Source organism: Caulobacter vibrioides (assembly GCF_002310375.3).
In the GTDB taxonomy this organism is placed as follows: domain Bacteria; phylum Pseudomonadota; class Alphaproteobacteria; order Caulobacterales; family Caulobacteraceae; genus Caulobacter; species Caulobacter vibrioides_D.
Genome location: NZ_CP023315.3, coordinates 3,337,303 through 3,353,535 on the forward strand (window position 1 = coordinate 3,337,303; position 16,233 = coordinate 3,353,535).

At 69.1% G+C, this 16,233-nt stretch carries 15 protein-coding genes and 2 pseudogenes; 16 read left to right on the forward strand and 1 reads right to left on the reverse strand.

Features of this window, described 5'->3' with window-relative positions; translation table 11 throughout:
- The first annotated feature begins 1 nt into the window (after position 1).
- From CA606_RS15745 to CA606_RS20310, 13 genes and pseudogenes are all read left to right on the forward strand, one after another.
- Entirely contained in the window at positions 2-922 is a 921-nt protein-coding gene (locus CA606_RS15745; RefSeq protein WP_096053682.1) for a 2-dehydro-3-deoxygalactonokinase, read from the forward strand.
- The gene (locus CA606_RS15750; protein WP_096053681.1) at positions 919-1,527 is read left to right on the forward strand and encodes a 2-dehydro-3-deoxy-6-phosphogalactonate aldolase; all 609 of its coding nucleotides are present in this window, start codon (positions 919-921) and stop codon (positions 1,525-1,527) included. The genes CA606_RS15745 and CA606_RS15750 overlap by 4 nt, the downstream gene beginning before the upstream one ends.
- Positions 1,528-1,689: 162 nt before the next feature.
- Entirely contained in the window at positions 1,690-2,418 is a 729-nt protein-coding gene (locus tag CA606_RS15755; protein ID WP_096053680.1) for a FadR/GntR family transcriptional regulator, read from the forward strand.
- Between the two features lie 119 nt (positions 2,419-2,537).
- Positions 2,538-3,554 (forward strand): L-glyceraldehyde 3-phosphate reductase, encoded by a 1,017-nt coding sequence (mgrA, locus tag CA606_RS15760; RefSeq protein WP_233282212.1) that lies wholly within the window; start codon positions 2,538-2,540, stop codon positions 3,552-3,554.
- 156 nt (positions 3,555-3,710) lie between these two features.
- A pseudogene (locus tag CA606_RS20300) lies at positions 3,711-3,767 on the forward strand (hypothetical protein); the annotation flags it as partial.
- 181 nt (positions 3,768-3,948) lie between these two features.
- Positions 3,949-4,311, forward strand: a complete 363-nt coding sequence (locus CA606_RS20305) for a hypothetical protein (RefSeq protein WP_233282162.1) — start codon at positions 3,949-3,951, stop codon at positions 4,309-4,311.
- A gap of 189 nt (positions 4,312-4,500) precedes the next feature.
- A complete protein-coding gene (locus tag CA606_RS15770; RefSeq protein ID WP_181242632.1) occupies positions 4,501-4,845 on the forward strand; it encodes a hypothetical protein in 345 nt (114 codons plus the stop codon).
- Positions 4,846-4,916: 71 nt separating this feature from the next.
- Positions 4,917-5,366, forward strand: a complete 450-nt coding sequence (locus CA606_RS15775) for a hypothetical protein (protein ID WP_096053676.1) — start codon at positions 4,917-4,919, stop codon at positions 5,364-5,366.
- A gap of 44 nt (positions 5,367-5,410) precedes the next feature.
- Positions 5,411-6,583: an acetyl-CoA C-acetyltransferase gene (locus tag CA606_RS15780; protein ID WP_096032602.1), complete on the forward strand. Its 1,173-nt coding sequence runs from the start codon at positions 5,411-5,413 to the stop codon at positions 6,581-6,583.
- A gap of 166 nt (positions 6,584-6,749) precedes the next feature.
- The gene (locus CA606_RS15785; protein ID WP_096053675.1) at positions 6,750-7,382 is read left to right on the forward strand and encodes a glutathione S-transferase family protein; all 633 of its coding nucleotides are present in this window, start codon (positions 6,750-6,752) and stop codon (positions 7,380-7,382) included.
- Between the two features lie 94 nt (positions 7,383-7,476).
- Positions 7,477-8,607, forward strand: a complete 1,131-nt coding sequence (locus tag CA606_RS15790) for an efflux RND transporter periplasmic adaptor subunit (RefSeq protein WP_096053674.1) — start codon at positions 7,477-7,479, stop codon at positions 8,605-8,607.
- A gap of 11 nt (positions 8,608-8,618) precedes the next feature.
- Positions 8,619-11,702 carry an efflux RND transporter permease subunit gene (locus CA606_RS15795; protein WP_096053673.1) on the forward strand — a complete coding sequence of 1,028 codons (3,084 nt, stop codon included), beginning with the start codon at positions 8,619-8,621 and terminating at the stop codon, positions 11,700-11,702.
- Between the two features lie 17 nt (positions 11,703-11,719).
- A pseudogene (locus tag CA606_RS20310) lies at positions 11,720-11,803 on the forward strand (hypothetical protein); the annotation flags it as partial.
- 32 nt (positions 11,804-11,835) lie between these two features.
- On the opposite strand, the gene CA606_RS15800 reads toward CA606_RS20310, so the two are convergent.
- Positions 11,836-12,504, reverse strand: coding sequence for an arylesterase (locus CA606_RS15800; RefSeq protein ID WP_096053975.1), 669 nt, complete (start codon positions 12,502-12,504; stop codon positions 11,836-11,838).
- A gap of 84 nt (positions 12,505-12,588) precedes the next feature.
- Here CA606_RS15800 and CA606_RS15805 point away from each other — a divergent pair, with 84 nt between their 5' ends.
- From CA606_RS15805 to CA606_RS15815, 3 genes are all read left to right on the forward strand, one after another.
- On the forward strand, positions 12,589-13,917 hold the full coding sequence (locus CA606_RS15805) for a PQQ-dependent sugar dehydrogenase (protein WP_096053671.1): 1,329 nt from the start codon (positions 12,589-12,591) through the stop codon (positions 13,915-13,917).
- A gap of 286 nt (positions 13,918-14,203) precedes the next feature.
- Complete coding sequence (locus CA606_RS15810; RefSeq protein WP_096053670.1) at positions 14,204-15,655, forward strand: carotenoid oxygenase family protein; 1,452 nt, start codon at positions 14,204-14,206, stop codon at positions 15,653-15,655.
- A 155-nt stretch (positions 15,656-15,810) separates the two neighbouring features.
- Entirely contained in the window at positions 15,811-16,125 is a 315-nt protein-coding gene (locus CA606_RS15815; protein WP_096053974.1) for a hypothetical protein, read from the forward strand.
- Positions 16,126-16,233: the final 108 nt, after the last annotated feature.

Here is a 16,233-nt window from a genome sequence, read left to right on the forward strand (position 1 = left end):
GATGGACCAGAGCATCGTGATTGTCGGCGACTGGGGCGGCACGCGCCTGCGCCTGTGGCTGCGCCAGGGCAAGAGCGTGATCCATCGCCGCGACGGTCCCGGCGTGACGGCGCTGACCGACAGCCCGGAAAAGACGTTCCTGGACCTGGTGGGCGACTGGCGCGAGGCGCAGCCCGACTACGCGATCCTGTGCGGCATGGTGGGATCACGGATGGGCTGGATCGAAGCGCCCTATGCGCCCTGCCCGGCCACGGCGGCCGAGGTCGCCGCGCGCACCGTGCGCCTTGAGGCCCAGGGCTTGCCCGTGCGCATTGCGCCGGGCCTGTCCTGCGTCAACCCGCTGGGCGGACCCGACGTGATGCGGGGCGAGGAGACGCAAGTCTTCGGCGCGCTATCCCTGGACGCAGGCCTCCGGTCGGGCCGCCACCTGCTGGTGCTGCCGGGCACGCACAACAAGTGGGTGGTGGTCGAGGACGGCCGGATCGTCACCTTCCTGACCGCGCCGATCGGCGAGACCTTCGCCCTGCTCAAGACGCACTCCACCTTGGGCGCGGGCGGCGGAAGCCTGGCCGAGGGCTCGCGCTTGGGCTTCGCCCAGGGCCTGGTCCGCATCGCCGAGCAGGGCGCGGGGCGCCTGACCCACCTGATGTTCGAGACCCGCGCCCGCCAGCTGTTGCAGGCGATGACGCCCGCCGACGCCATGGGCTTCCTGTCGGGCCTGCTGATCGGCGCGGACGTGGCGGCGGCGCGGGACTGGTTCGGACCGATGCAGACCGTGACGGTGATCGGCGACGGCCCGCTGGCGGCGCTGTATGTCCAGGCCCTGGCCGCCGCCGGCGTCACGGCGTCTGTCGTCGACGGCGACGCCGCGGTGCTGGCGGGCCTTTCGATGATCACCCGACACCAGGAGGCCTCGTCGTGAGCGCTGCTCCCCCGCCGCCCATCGTCGCCATCCTGCGGGGCGTGAAGCCCGACGAGGTGGTCGATATCGCCGCCGCCCTGGTCGGCGCGGGCGTCGGCGCGATCGAGGTGCCGCTCAACTCGCCCGATCCGCTGGAGAGCATCCGCCGGCTGTGCAAGGCCTTCGGCGACCAGGCCCTGTGCGGCGCCGGCACCGTGCTGACGACCGACGCGGTCGAGGCGGTGGCGCAGGCGGGCGGCAAGCTGATCGTCACCCCCAACACCGACCCCGCCGTGATCGCCCATGCGGTGGCGATGGGCCTGACGGTGATGCCCGGCTTCGCCACGCCCACCGAGGCGTTCGCGGCCATCCAGGCCGGCGCGCGCGCCCTGAAGCTGTTTCCGGCCGGGACCTTCGGGCCGGGACACCTCAAGGCGGTCAAGGACGTCCTGCCCCGCGACGTGGCCGTCTACGCCGTGGGCGGGGTGGGCGCGGGTAATCTGGACGCCTGGCGGGCGGTCGGCGTCGACGGGATCGGTGTCGGCGGCGAGCTCTATCGCCCGGGCGATCGCGCCGCCGACGTGGCCGAACGCGCCGCGCGCCTCGTGGCCGCCTGGCGTGGCTGAGGCCTTTTCGCGGCGCGGGCTGGCGTCCGGCCCGAACACGCTTGCCGAACGCCACGGTCGCGGCTGTATTCATCCCAACCGTCCCGTTGCGGACGGAGCAAACCAAGGTACACAGCGGCGAGCGCCCTTTCGCCTCGCCGTCGCAGGAAAGAAGAGCCGCAGATGCGCACTCAGCCCGGCCTGAGTTTGACCTATGGCCTGGTCGAGCAACTCGGTCAGGCCATCGTGACCGGCGAGTACGCCAACGGCGGCTTTCCCACCGAAGGCGAACTCTCCAAGCAGTTCGGCGCCAGCCGCACGGTGACGCGCGAGGCGGTGAAGATGCTCACCGCCAAGGGCCTGCTCAGCGCCCGCCCCCGCCACGGCACGGTGGTGGAGCCCGAGGCCGAGTGGAACATGCTCGACCCCGACGTCCTGCGCTGGCTGCTGGAACGCAAGTTCTCGCTGCGCTTGCTGGCCGACTTCACCGAGATGCGCATGGGCATCGAGCCCACCGCAGCGGCCCTGGCGGCGCGGCACGCCGACGAGGCCGGGCTGGAGGAGATCCGCAAGGGCCTGCGCCGGATGAAGGCCGCCGCCGAGGGCGAGGACGATCCGCTGTCGGCCGACATCGCCTTCCACATCGCGATCCTCAACGCGACCAAGAACCCGTTCTATCGCGAGCTGCACGAGCTGGTGAACACCGCCCTGCGGATCTCGATCCGCTTCACCAACCGGATCAAGGGGCGGACGGCCTCGATCCCCTCGCACGAGGCCGTGGCCAATGCGATCATCGCCCGCGACGCCGATCGCGCCGCGGCGGTGATGCGCGAGATCATCGTCGATGTGCTGGACCTGATCCGCGCCGCCTCGCCGGCCACCGAGAGTGAGCGGGCCCGCCGGGACGCCTGAACGGGCTTGCGCGCCGGCAAACGACGCGCCAGCATGACAACGCTGTCGCAGCTTTCTTCGTTTCGGAGCGCCTCCTCGTGCAAGTCCCCTATGTCGCCAGCGCCGATCGCTACGCCGCCATGCCCTATCGCCGGACGGGGCGCAGCGGCCTGGACCTGCCGGCGATCTCACTGGGCCTGTGGCAGAACTTCGGGGGCGCCGACGTCTTTGAAACCGGTCGCGCCATCCTGCGCCGGGCCTTCGACCTGGGCGTGACCCACTTCGACCTCGCCAACAACTACGGGCCGCCCTACGGCTCGGCGGAAGAGAACTTCGGCAAGGTTCTGGCCACCGACTTCAAGGCGCATCGCGACGAGCTGGTCATCTCCACCAAGGCCGGCTGGGACATGTGGCCCGGCCCGTACGGCGGGATCGGCGGCTCGCGGAAGTATCTGATCGCCAGCTGCGACCAGAGCCTCAAGCGCATGGGGCTGGACTATGTCGATATCTTCTACTCGCACCGGGTCGACCCCACGACGCCGCTGGAAGAGACCATGGGGGCCCTGGCCCACCTGCATCGCCAGGGCAAGGCGCTGTATGTCGGGATTTCGTCCTACTCGCCCGAGCTGACCCGCAAGGCCCACGCCATCCTGAAGGCCGAAGGCGTGCCGCTGCTGATCCATCAGCCGTCCTATTCGATGGTCAATCGCTGGATCGAGGACGAGCTGCTCGACACCCTGTCCGACCTCGGCGTCGGCTGCATCGCCTTCTCGCCGCTGGCCCAGGGGCTGCTGACCAACAAGTACCTCAACGGCGTGCCGGACGACTCCCGCGTGGCCAAGGCCGGCTCCTTCGACGGGCGCATGCTGACGGCGGAGAATCTTGCGCGGATCCAGGCTCTGGCCGCCATCGCCCAGCGCCGGGGCCAGACCCTGGCGCAGATGGCCATCGCGTGGACGCTGCGCGACCCGCGCGTGACCTCGGCCCTGATCGGCGCGCGGACGGTGGCGCAGCTGGAAGACTCGCTGGCCGCGCTGAAGGCCCCGAGCTTCGCCGCCGAGGAGCTGGCCGAGATCGATCGGCATGCCTCAGAAGGCGGCGTTGATCTGTGGAAGGTGTCGTCGGAACTCGCTGGAAGCGACCTGCCGCAACGATAACAGCCAAGGTTTAATGTTCCGGCGCTTGCCGAACCTGAATGTTCGCATAAGGCTTTTCCGATGGCTAAGGGCGAGCACATCCTTTCGGATCAGGTCGAAGGCCTCCATCGGCTCACCGAGCGTGAGCGCGAGTGCCTGAAGCTCGTCGACCGCCACATGAGCTCCAAGGAAATCGCCCGTGCGCTCGGCCTGTCCAAGCACACCGTCGACTGGCACCTGGACAAGGCGCGCCGCCGCCTGGGCGCGGCCGATCGCTACGACGCGGCGCGGCGGATGTCCGACCACGCCCATCAGGGGTCAGCCCCCCCTCCGATCGCGTCGGGGTCCGATCCGACCCGGCTAGGCGAGGTGGCTTCCGCACGCTCTGCTCGGGGCGTCCAGGAAGGAGACCATCTTGAACGCGTCGACCCCGCATCCGGAACTGACCCCGCACCAGAAGGACGCCATTGGCAGGGCGGCCCATCTGCGGCGGGAAGTGGCGAGCTTTCACCAGGATTGGCCACGCCTGAATTCGGCGGATCTGTTGCCGCCCATCACGTGGAGCGAGCTGGAGCGTCAGCTGTCCAGCCTGTCGGCGACGGCGGCCGGCGCGGCGATGGTTCACGACCTGGTGGCGGCCACCCGCAAGCAGGCGAGATTCAAGCCGAGCGAGCTGGTGGTGCGGGAGCTTCTGTGCATCGCCAGCGCGGTGATGGACGAGACGTTTTCGCCGGACATCTCCTCGCCGGACTCGGAGACGGAAGACCCAACGCCTTAAGCCTTCCCCTGCGACTGGCCTTCATCGCGACCGTTATGATCGTGACCGCCTTGGCTTTTGGTTCGATCCTAGCAGGGCTCCACGCGCTCGAAGGTTTGTTCCCCTAAGCGTCAGCCCCGGGAGCCGGGCTTCATCCCACGAATGAACCCCAGCAACGCGCCGACACCGATCGGCGTGAGGAGACCACGCATGCTCAAGGAACGTCGCCTGGCGGCCGAGACCGTCGCCCAAGCGCTCTTCGCCGCCGAAAAGGCCATCGACGCGGCCATCACCCAGACCGCCGCCCTGGCCGGTCTGATGCCCGCCAGCCGCCAGTCCGCCAACCTCTCGGCGATCGTCGGCCAGGAGGCGCTGATGGGCGCCATCGAGACCATGCAGGCCCTGGCCCTGGCCCGTCAGAACATCGTCGCCACCCACAAGCAGCTGTCGATCGCCCAGCATGACATCGGCCTGGGCGCGGTGGCCTTCGGCACGGGCGGCGAGAAACCCAAGGCGCCCACCACCGGTCGCCTGGCCGTGGTCGACGCGGCCTGAACCAGTCAGCTCCCCTCCGAGACGATCGGAGGGGAGTTGCAATTCCAGGCCCGAGGTTCAACCTGTCGGCGATGACCTTCGGCGCGCTCTACCAATGGGCCAATCTTCTGGCCCTCTTGCTTTCGAGCGGCGTTGCTTTCTGGCGCGGTCGCTGGCCCGAGCGCACGGCCGCTGCGGCGATGATCCTCGCCTGGATCGCTAGCGCGGTCCTGCATGACGCCGACCAGCTTCGCGGCCCCCAGGCGCTGATCATGGCGATCGACATCGCCCTGTTCCTGGTGCTGCTGACCATCGCCCTCAAGTCGGACCGCTGGTGGCCGATGTGGGCCTGCGCGTTCCATGGGCTTTCGGTCGTCCTGGCCCTGGCGATGCTGGCCGATCCCCGGGTCTGGAGCCGCGCCGGCTTCATCGCCAGCGGGGTGTTCAGCTACCTGACCATGCTGTCGCTGTTCCTGGGCGCGATCCGCCGGAGACCCTCCGCCGGCCGCGCGGCGACTGACGCCGCGTCACGGCTGACATAGCCGCGAGCGCCTGTTTCTCTCGCGCCAACGCAGAGGAGGAACTCATGGGCGAAGCCTATATCGTGGCGGCCGCGCGGACGGCCGGGGGACGCAAGGGCGGACGGGTCAGCGGCTGGCATCCGGCCGATCTGGCCGGCGAGGTGCTGAACGCCCTGGTCGACCGCAGCGGCGCCGATCCGGCCCTGATCGAGGACGTGATCATGGGCTGCGTGGGCCAGGTGGGCGAGCAGGCCATCAACATCGCCCGCAACGCGGTGCTGGCCTCGAAACTGCCTGAGAGCGTGCCGGCCACCTCGGTCGACCGTCAGTGCGGCTCGTCGCAGCAGTCGATCCACTTCGCCGCCGCCACCGTGATGTCGGGCGCGATGGACATCGTCATCGCCGCCGGCGTCGAGAGCATGAGCCGCGTGCCGATGGGCCTGTCGTCGGCCCTGCCCTACAAGAACGGCTTTGGAACCTACAAGAGCCCCCGCATGGAGGAGCGCTATCCGGGGATCCAGTTCAGCCAGTTCGCCGGCGCGGAGATGCTGGCCAAGAAGTATGACCTGTCGCGTGAGCAACTGGACGCCTTCGCTCTGGCCAGCCACCAGCGCGCCATGGCCGCAACCAAGGGCGGCAAGTTCGCCGCCGAGATCGTGCCGATTAAGGTGACCCTGCCCGACGGCTCGGTCGAGACCCACGACGCCGACGAAGGCATCCGCTGGGACGCCACGATGGAGTCGATCGGCGGCGTGAAGCTGCTCAGCGAGGACGGCCGCCTGACCGCCGCCACCTCCAGCCAGATCTGCGACGGCGCGGCGGGCGTGATGATCGTCAACGAGCGTGGCCTGAAGGCCCTGGGCGTCCAGCCCCTGGCCCGCATCCACCACATGACCGTGATCGGCCATGACCCGGTGATCATGCTGGAAGCCCCGATCCCGGCCACCCAGAAGGCGCTGGAGCGGGCCGGCATGAAGATCGACGACATCGACCTCTATGAGGTCAACGAGGCCTTCGCCTCGGTGCCGACCGCCTGGATGCAGGTGACCGGCGGCGATCCGGACAAGCTGAACGTCAACGGCGGCGCCATCGCGCTGGGCCACCCGCTAGGCGGCTCGGGCGCCAAGCTGATGACGACGCTGGTCCACGCCCTCAAGGACCGCGGCGCGCGCTATGGCCTGCAGACCATGTGCGAAGGCGGCGGCCTGGCGAACGTGACGATCGTCGAGCGGCTTTAGTCGCGACCAAAAGCCCGTGTCATCCCGGAAGCCTCGCAGAGGCTATCCGGGACCCAGGGGCGGCGCGCACGGCGTTCCTTCCCCCCTGGGTCCCGGCTCTACCCCCGGCTTTCGCCGGGGTTCGGCCGGGATGACACGATAGAGAGATGGTCGAGGCAATACCCCCATGATCACCCTCTGGCACTGCCGCGACGCCCGCTCGTTCCGCCCGCTGTGGGCGCTGGAGGAGCTGGAGCTGGCCTATGACCTGAAGCTCCTGCCGTTCCCGCCGCGCTTCCTGGCGCGGGAGTATCTGGACGAGAACCCGCTGGGCACGATCCCGCTGCTGGTCGACGGCGACACGCGGATGACCGAGTCCTCAGCGATGATCGAGTACCTGTCGATGCGCCACGGCGGCGGGCGCCTTTCAGTCCGTCCCGAGGAGCCCGGCTATGGCGCCTATCTGAACGGCCTGCTGTTTGGCGAGGCCACCCTGACCTTCCCGCAGACCCTGGTGCTGCGCTACACGCGGCTTGAGCCCGAAGAGCGCCGCCAACCGCAGGTCGCGTCCGACTACGCCCGCTGGTTCCTGGCGCGGTTGCGGGGCCTTGAGGCCCTTCTGGAGCGCTCGCCCTTCGTGGCCGCAGACCGCTTCACCGGGGCCGACATCTCGGTGGCCTATGCGCTGCTGCTGGCCCAGTCGCTGAACCTGGACGGCGACTTCCCGCCGGCCGTCGCCGCCTATTGGGCGCGAATGCGCGAACGTCCCGCTTTTCTGCGCGCCCAGACCGCTCAGCAGGACGGTTTGCCCAGCCTGTAGCTGCGCTTTATCGTCTTACGGCAAATTAACTCCGCCTCACGGGCATTGTCGGCTAGAAGGCCCCAGGGGTTCCATTGAGGCTGGGGAATAAGTCGTGTTGCACGAGATCAACGGGCGTCGCCCGCGTTTGAGCGCGCTGGTCCTGGTCTTGGGCGTGAGCGCGATCGCTCTGGCCGGATGCGGAGACAAGAAGGCCAAGGCGACCAAGGCCGCGCCGTCGGCCTCGGCCACGGTCAGCGTCATCGTCGTCGCCAGCCAGCCGATCGCCCGCGAGATCAACGCCACGGGCACCATCTCGCCGTGGGAAGAGGTGCCGGTCGGCGCCGAGACCGGCGGTCTCACCGCCCTGGCGGTCAACGCCGAGGAGGGCCAGGTCGTCCAGGCGGGCCAGGTGCTGGTCAAGCTGAACGACGCCCTGATCACCGCCCAGCTGCGCCAGGACGACGCCGCCGTCGCCAGCGCCAAGGCCACCCTCGCCGAGGCCAACGCCGCCCTCAACCGCGCCCGCGAACTGCAGGCCAAGGGCTATCTGTCGCAAGCGGGTCTCGACACAGCCACCACCCGGCAGGCGACCGCCGCCGCCAACCTCGCCGCCGCCGAAGCCCGGCGCGGCGAGACCGCCGTGCGGGCGGCCCAGACCGCGATCCGCGCCCCGGTCAGCGGCCTGATCAGCCGTCGCAGCGTGACCAAGGGCCAGATCGTCAGCGCGGGCTCGGAACTCTTCCGCATCGTCCGCGACGGCCGCCTGGAACTGGACGCCGAGATCCCCGAGACCGACCTTGGCGCGATCAAGGCCGGCATGCCCGCGCGCGTCTATTCCGACAAGGTCGGCGAGATGACCGGGAAGGTTCGCCTGGTGACCTCCGAGGTCAATCCCACCAGCCGCCTGGGTACGGCCCGCATATCGCTGACCGCCATGGGCGGCTTCCGCCCGGGGATGTTCGCCCGCGCCACGATCGACGCCGGCGACCAGCCCGCGCTGGTCGTGCCCAGCGAGTCTGTCCTCTACCGCGAGAACCGGCCGGGCGTGTTCGTGGTCGACGCGGCCAGAAAGGTCCACTTCCGCCGCATCACCATCCTGGCCACGACCGGCGACCGCATCGCCGCCAGCGGCCTGACCGCCGGTGACCGCGTCGTGGTCGAAGGCGCGGGCTTCCTGGGCGAAGGCGATCTGGTCCGCGTCAGCGGTCAGAAGACCCTTCCGCCCGCCACGACCGCTCGCTGAGGACGCGCCCGATGCGCAACATCTCCTCCTGGTCGATCAAGAACCCGATCCCCGTCATCCTGCTGTTCCTGCTGCTGACCATCGCGGGTCTGGCGGGCTTCCGCAGCATGCGGATCAACAACCAGCCCGACGTCGACTTCCCGTTCGTCGTCGTCACGGCCGTGCGCCCCGGCGCGGCGCCCAGCGAACTGGAAACCCAGGTCACCCGCCTGGTCGAGGATTCGATCGCTGGCCTGGGCCAGGTGCGCCATATTAACTCCACCATCGTCGACGGCGCCTCGACCACCTTCATCGAGTTCGAGCTCGGGGTGGACCACGAGCAGGTCACCAACGACGTGCGCAACGCCATGTCCAACCTGCGGGGCGCCCTGCCCCAGGACATGCAGGAGCCGATCGTCAACCGCATCGACGTCACCGGCGGCGGCCTGATCACCTATGTGGTCAGGGCCCCCACCCTGACGCCGGAACAGCGCAGCTGGTTCGTCGATAACGAGGTCAGCCGCACCCTACTGGCCATCAAGGGGGTGCGGCAGGTCAATCGCCAGGGGGGCGTCGATCGCGAGATCGAGGTCGCGCTGGATCCCGACCGCCTGGCCGCGCGCGGCGTCACCGCCGCCGCCGTCAGCCAGGCCCTTGTCTCGTCCAACGCCGACCTGCCCGGCGGCCGGGTGACGGTCTCGGGCTCCGAGCGCGCCATCCGCACCCTGGGCGCGGCCGGCTCGATCGAGCAGCTGCGCGAGACCCGCGTGCCCCTGTCGTCCGGCGGCACGGTGCGTCTGGCGGACCTGGGCACGATCACCGACCACTGGGCCGAGCCCCGTTCGCGCGCTCGCTTCGACGGCCAGGAGGTGGTGACCTTCAACATGGTTCGCGGCCGCGGCGCCTCCGAGGTCCAGACGGCTCAAAAGATCCGCAAGGCGATCGACAAGCTCGATCAAGAGCGCCCCGAGCTCGAGATCAAGGAAATCACCTCGAACGTGAAGTACATTGAGGAGAGCTACATCGCCTCGATGGAGGCCCTGATCGTCGGCGCGATCCTGGCCGTGCTGGTGGTGCTGCTGTTCCTGCGCGACTGGCGCGCCACCCTGGTGGCGGCGGTCGCCATTCCGATGTCGCTGTTCCCGACCTTTGCGATCCTGGCCCCGATGGGCCAATCGCTGAACGGCATCACCCTGCTGGCCCTGTCGCTGACCGTCGGCATCCTGGTGGACGACGCGATCGTCGAGATCGAGAACATCGTGCGCCACATGCGCGGCGGCAAAAGCCCCTATGCGGCGGCGATGGAGGCGGCCGACGAGATCGGCCTGGCCGTGGTGGCCACCACCTTCACCATCGTGGCGGTGTTCGCGCCCGTGGGCTTCATGCCTGGCATCATCGGCAAGTTCTTCCAGGCCTTCGCCCTGGCGGCCTGTATCTCGGTGCTGTTCTCGCTGGTCGTGGCCCGCCTGCTGACGCCGCTGATGGGCGCCTACATGCTCAAGTCCGACGCCAAGCATGAGGACAAGGACCCCTCATGGATGGGCCCCTACCTCAAGAGCCTGGACTGGAGCCTGCGCAATCGCTGGAAGGTGCTGTGGATGGGCGTGCCGATGTTCGGCGTGTCGATCTTCCTGGCCACCCTGCTGCCGTTCGAGTTTCAGCCGCAGGTCGATCGCGGCCGGGCCGAGTTCTCGATCGAACTGCCGCCCGGCGCCACGCTGGACGAGACCGACGCCATCGTTCAGCGCGTCACCCGCGAGCTGCGCGCCCGCAAGGAGGTCGTCGGCGTCTACGCCGCGGTCGGCGAGAACAACGCCGTCAACAAGGCCAGCGTCACCGCCGACCTCACGGACAAGGGCGAGCGGATCAGCCAGAAGGTGTTCAACCGCCAGATGGTCGACCAGTTCGCCGCCATTCCCGGCGCGCGGATCGGGGCCGGCGGCAACAGCGGCGGCGGCCCGTCGAACGGCGGCAGCTATCCGCTGCGCCTCGTCAGCGACAACGGCCCGGCCCTGGAAGCCGCCGCCCGCAAGGTCGAGGCCGAGATGCGCTCGGTCCCGGGCCTGGCGCACGTGGTCAACACCGCCGCCATCGCGCGCCCCGAGATCGTCGTTACGCCCAAGCCTGACCAGGCCGCCCGCGCGGGCGTCACGGCCGGCGCGATCTCCCAGGCCGTGCGCGTGGCCACCATCGGCGACGTCGACCAGAACCTGCCCAAGTACAATCTGGGCGACCGCCAGGTGCCGATCCGCCTGCGCCTCGACGAAGGCGCCCGCGCCGACATCGCCGTGCTGCAGACGCTGAAGGTGCCCTCGCCCAACGGCCCCGTGCCGTTGAATTCGGTGGCCGATATCCGCTTCGGCGCCGGTCCCTCGCAGATCGAGCGCCAGGACCGCGCCCGGGTGGCGACCATCACCGCCGAACTGGACGGCATCGTCGTCGGCGAGGCGGCCCAGCGCGTCCAGGCCCTGGCCTCGGTCAAGAACCTGCCCCCCGGCGTCAAGGAAGTGGCCGCCGGGGACGCCGAGTTCATTCAGGAAATGGTCACCGGCTTCCTGGGCGCGCTGATCACCGGCATCCTTCTGATGTATGTCGTGCTGGTGCTGCTGTTCCGCAGCTTCGCCCACCCGGTCACCATCATGGTGGCCCTGCCGCTGGCCATCGGCGGCGCCTTTGGCCTGCTGGTGCTGGCCCGCTCCAGCTTCTCGATCTCGACCCTGATCGGGCTTCTGATGCTGATGGGCATCGCGGCCAAGAACTCGATCCTGCTGGTCGAGTACGCGATCATGGCCATGAAGGAGCACGGCATGGACAAGCGCACGGCGATCATCGACGCCGCCCACAAGCGCGCCCGCCCCATCCTGATGACCACCGTGGCCATGGGCGCGGGCATGCTGCCCACCGCCATCGGCCTGGGCGCCGAGGTCGAGTTCCGCGCCCCGATGGCCATCGCGGTCATCGGCGGCCTGATCACCTCGACCCTGCTGTCGCTGCTCTACGTCCCCGTGGTGTTCGTGCTGATGGACGGCCTGAAGGTGCGCTCCGAGCGGCTGATGGCCCGGATGTTCGGCGGCCAGCACCACGTGGCGGTGAAGAAGCCGATCGTGGAGTCGTAAAAGCCCGACCTAAAAACTTGTGTCATCCCGGCCGCAGCGCAGCGGAGAGCCGGGACCCAGGGGCGACCGCAGTGCGCCGGCCCCTGGGTCCCGGATCGGCTACGCCGTCCGGGATGACACAAGTAACTTACCCCTACCCCCGCAGCGCCTGGGCCACGACCGGGGCCAGGCGCTCGGCGATGACCCGGGCGCCGTCCGCGTTCGGATGAATGCCGTCGCGCTGCATGTAGCGCGACACCCCGATCACGCCGGTGAAGAAGTCCGGGGCGTAGAACACCCCCTGCTCGCGGGCCAGATCCGGATAGATGGCGTTGAAGCGCCGCGCATAGGCCGCGCCCAGCAGCGCCGGCGCCCTGACCCCCGCCAGCACGACCCGTACGCCGCGCCCCTTCAGGTGCTGGATGATCGCCCGCAGGTTCGCCTTGACCCGCCCCGGGTCGACGCCTTGCAGCAGGTCGTTGCCGCCCAGCGCCACGACGCAGACCTGCGTCTGGGCCGGCGCCCGGTCCACGCGCGCCAGGCCGCCGGCCGTCGTGTCGCCCACGACGCCGAGGCCCAGCACCTGGACCCGCGCGCCCATCCGCTCCAGCGCCGACTGCAGGCGCGCGGGCAGCGCCCTGTCCGGCGAGAGCCCCAGGCCCGCGGTGATCGAGTCGCCCAGCACCGCAACCACGGACGGCGGCGGCGGCGCCTTGGGCTTGCGCGCAGCGGCGACCGCCGCGCCCGGCGCGGACAGGGCCACGAGACCCGCCAGGACGCGCCGGCGATCGGGAGCAAGACGTGCGAACAAAGGCTGGGACATCACCATGGGCAAACCGTATCGTTCTCTTTCAGAACATAATCATGACCCTGCGCGTTGAACGCAGGCTGAAGGGGAGAAACGCCGATGCGTCGACAGGTTCGCGAAATCTTGATCATCGGCGTGGCGGCCTGCGCCCTCGCCGCCTGCGGCCAGACCCAGGGCCAACAGAATTCGACCATCGGCTACGGCCCCAATCCGCAGTTGCCCGAACCCAGCCGCAGCCTGCTGCCGACCGTCAAGATCTCGGAGGTCGTCGGCTGGTCCAACGACGCCAAGCCGCGCGCGCCGGCCGGCTTTGAGGTGCAGCCCTTCGCGACGGGCCTTGATCATCCGCGCTGGCTGCTGGTCTTGCCCAACGGCGACGTGCTGGTCGCCGAAAGCAACAAGCCCGCCCGCCCGGACAAGCCCAAGGGCCTGCGCGCCTTCGCCGAGGCCACGCTGATGAAGAAGGCCGGCGCGGGCGTGCCCAGCGCCGACCGCATCAGCCTGCTGCGCGACCAGGACGGCGACGGGATCGCCGACCTGAAGACCCCGTTCCTGGTCAATCTGCACTCGCCGTTCGGCATGGCCCTGGTGGGGAGCACCCTCTATGTCGCCAACGCCGACGCCATCGTCGCCTTCCCCTACACCGAAGGCGCGACGGAGATCTCCGCCGGGCCCCGCAAGGTCGCCGACCTGCCCGGCGGGCCGCTGAACCACCACTGGACCAAGAACATCATCGCCAGCCCGGACGGGACCAAGCTCTACGCGGCCGTCGGCTCCAACAGCAATGTCGGCGAGAACGGCATGGAGAACGAGGTCGACCGCGCCGCGATCCTCGAGGTCGACCTGGCGACGGGCAAGAAGCGGGTGTTCGCCTCGGGCCTGCGCAACCCCGTGGGCCTGTCGTGGAACCCGGCCAACGGCCAGCTGTGGACCTCGGTCAATGAGCGCGACGAGCTGGGCAATGATCTGGTGCCCGACTACATGACCTCGGTGCGCGACGGCGGCTTCTATGGCTGGCCCTACAGCTATTTCGGCCAGCGCGTCGACAAGCGCGTCAAGGACAAGGACCGCCGCCCCGACCTCGTCGAACGCGCCATCGTCCCCGACTACGCCCTGGGCGCCCACACCGCCTCGCTGGGGCTGAGCTTCTACACCGGAACCAGCTTCCCGACCCGCTACAAGGACGGCGTGTTCGTCGGCCAGCACGGCTCGTGGAACCGCAACCCGCAGGCCGGCTACAAGGTGATCTTCGTGCCCTTCAGCGGCGGCAAGCCGGCGGGCGGGGTCGAGGATTTTCTGACAGGCTTCCTCGACGCTGAAGGCAAGGCCCAGGGGCGGCCAGTGGGGGTGACGGTCGACAACGAGGGCGCCCTGCTGGTGGCCGATGACGTGGGCGACGTGATCTGGCGGGTCAGCGCGAGGCAGTAGGGGGGCGTCCGTTCGTGATCCCTCTCTCTTAGAGAGAGGGAGGGGCCCGCGCCGCAGGCGTGGGAGGGTGAGTGGTTAGGACGTCAGCCTTCGACTCTCCGCCGATCGAGCCGCCTTGTCATTGCCATGTCCGGAGAGAGCATACCCACTCACCCTCCCACCGCTTCGCGGTGGGCCCCTCCCTCTCTCCATGAGAGAGGGACTCTGTCTAGCCCCGACGCACAGGGAAACTTGCACAACAAGACTGACTGACCCTAAAGTCCCCCCAAAACCGGAGGATCCGCCCATGAAAGTCGAACGCCTGCCGCCCGTGCGGACCTCGCTGGGGCCGACCAACCATCCCTACATGACCGGTCCGTGGACCCCGCAGCACGAGGAGGTCAACGCCTGGGACCTGGAAGTGCTGGAGGGCGCGATCCCGGCCGACCTGGACGGCGTCTATCTGCGTAACACCGAGAACCCGGTGCACGATCCGATCGGCCGCTATCACCCGTTCGATGGCGACGGGATGATCCACCAGATCGAGTTCAAGGGCGGATCCGCGAGCTATCGCAACCGCTTTGTCCGCACCCGCTGCTTCGAGGCCGAGCAGGAAGTGAACGAGGGCCTGTGGGGCGGCTTGATGGACGGTCCCGGCGTCTCCAAGCGTCCGGGCTTCGGCGCCCACGGCGCGCTGAAGGACAGCGCCAGCACCGACATCGTCGTCCATAACGGCGAGGCGATCGCCACCTTCTACCAGTGCGGCGAGGCCTATCGCCTGGATCCGCTGACCCTGGAGACCCTGGGCGTGGCCAGCTGGGCGCCGCTGGAGGGCGTCTCGGCCCACCCCAAGGTGGACGAGGCCACGGGCGAGCTGATGTTCTTCAACTATTCCAAGGCCTGGCCCTACATGCACTACGGCGTGGTGGGGCCGGACGGGAAGCGCTCGGTTTATCAGGGCGTCCCGCTGCCGGGTCCGCGCCTGCCGCACGACATGGCGTTCTCGTCCAAGTACGCGATCCTCAACGACCTGCCGGTGTTCTGGGACCAGGAGCTGATGGCGCGCGACATCCACGCCGTGCGCCTGCACAAGGGCCTGCCCAGCCGCTTTGCCCTGGTGCCCCGCGAGGGCGGCGAGCCGCGCTGGTTCGAGGCCGAGCCGACCTATGTGCTGCATTGGCTCAATGCGTATGAGGACGGCGACGAGGTGGTGCTGGACGGCTACTTCCAGGAAAAGCCGATCCCCCGCCCGCTGGAAGGCGCCCCCGACGGCCACGGCCACCTGATGGCCTATCTGGACGAGCACAGTTTCCTGCCCAAGCTGCACCGCTGGCGCTTCAATCTGAAGACCGGCGAGACGACCGAAAAGCACCTGGACGACCGGGTGCTGGAGTTCGGCATGTTCAATCAGAAATACGCCGGCAAGCCCTATCGCTACGCCTATTCGACCACCGCCAAGCCCGGCTGGTTCCTGTTCAACGGCTTCGTCAAGCACGACCTGGAGACCGGCGAGAGCTGGTCGATCACCCTGCCCGAAGGCCGCTACGCCAGCGAGGCGCCGTTCGCGCCGAAGGTGGGCGCGGTCGACGAGGATGACGGCTATCTGGTCAGCTTCCTGATCGACGAAAACAAGGGCGCGTCCGAGTGCGCGATCATCGACGCCAAGCGCTTCGAGGTCGTCTGCCGCATCGCCCTGCCCCACAAGCTGAGCAGCGGCACCCACAGCGTCTGGGCGGGGCGGGAGATGCTGCGGGGTTAGGCTCACCTGTCATCCCGGGCGGAGCACAGCGGAGACCCGGGACCGCAACAGGCTCAGAGCTTCCGGCGGTCCCGGCTCGGCGCGCTTCGCGCTTGGCCGGGATGACAGGATTTATGGTTAATCGGCCCTTTACCCTGATCGCGCATGATCCCTCCATGCGCCGCGCCGTCCTCGCCCTGCTGGTTCTTGCCACGGCCCTCCCGGCTCTGGCCGCGACGCCGCCCGCCGCGCCCAAGCCCAGGCCCGCCGCCGTGGCTCAGACCCCGATCGCTGCGCCCAGCGTCGTCCTGCCCGCGCCGATCCCGCTGGCCGTGGGACGCCCCGGCGGCGATGTCACCCAGTGCAAGGCCACTTGTGCCCGGACGCTGTATTTCTGTCAGTCAACGGACGATGACAGCTGCGGCGGCCGCTGGGCCCAGTGCAGCGCCGCCTGCACGGCGACCTACTCGCCGGCGCGGTTTGGGCGGTAGGCGGACAGCGCCCCCTCCGTCTCGTCGCTTCGCGTCGATCCACCTCCCCCGCTTTGCAAGGGAGGAGGACATGTTTCCCCTCCTGCCCCGCTTGCGGGGGAGGTGGCG

What these genes read in the sequence shown, in the direction of transcription:
- CA606_RS15800 (WP_096053975.1), bottom strand. Translation starts at nt 12,504, where the DNA reads ATGTCCCAGCCTTTGTTCGCACGTCTTGCTCCCGATCGCCGGCGCGTC.
- mgrA (WP_233282212.1), top strand. Translation starts at nt 2,538, where the DNA reads ATGCCCTATCGCCGGACGGGGCGCAGCGGCCTGGACCTGCCGGCGATC.
- CA606_RS15745 (WP_096053682.1), top strand. Translation starts at nt 2, where the DNA reads ATGGACCAGAGCATCGTGATTGTCGGCGACTGGGGCGGCACGCGCCTG.
- CA606_RS15770 (WP_181242632.1), top strand. Translation starts at nt 4,501, where the DNA reads ATGCTCAAGGAACGTCGCCTGGCGGCCGAGACCGTCGCCCAAGCGCTC.
- CA606_RS15795 (WP_096053673.1), top strand. Translation starts at nt 8,619, where the DNA reads ATGCGCAACATCTCCTCCTGGTCGATCAAGAACCCGATCCCCGTCATC.
- CA606_RS15805 (WP_096053671.1), top strand. Translation starts at nt 12,589, where the DNA reads ATGCGTCGACAGGTTCGCGAAATCTTGATCATCGGCGTGGCGGCCTGC.
- CA606_RS15810 (WP_096053670.1), top strand. Translation starts at nt 14,204, where the DNA reads ATGAAAGTCGAACGCCTGCCGCCCGTGCGGACCTCGCTGGGGCCGACC.
- CA606_RS15775 (WP_096053676.1), top strand. Translation starts at nt 4,917, where the DNA reads ATGACCTTCGGCGCGCTCTACCAATGGGCCAATCTTCTGGCCCTCTTG.
- CA606_RS15815 (WP_096053974.1), top strand. Translation starts at nt 15,811, where the DNA reads ATGCGCCGCGCCGTCCTCGCCCTGCTGGTTCTTGCCACGGCCCTCCCG.
- CA606_RS15785 (WP_096053675.1), top strand. Translation starts at nt 6,750, where the DNA reads ATGATCACCCTCTGGCACTGCCGCGACGCCCGCTCGTTCCGCCCGCTG.
- CA606_RS15780 (WP_096032602.1), top strand. Translation starts at nt 5,411, where the DNA reads ATGGGCGAAGCCTATATCGTGGCGGCCGCGCGGACGGCCGGGGGACGC.
- CA606_RS15755 (WP_096053680.1), top strand. Translation starts at nt 1,690, where the DNA reads ATGCGCACTCAGCCCGGCCTGAGTTTGACCTATGGCCTGGTCGAGCAA.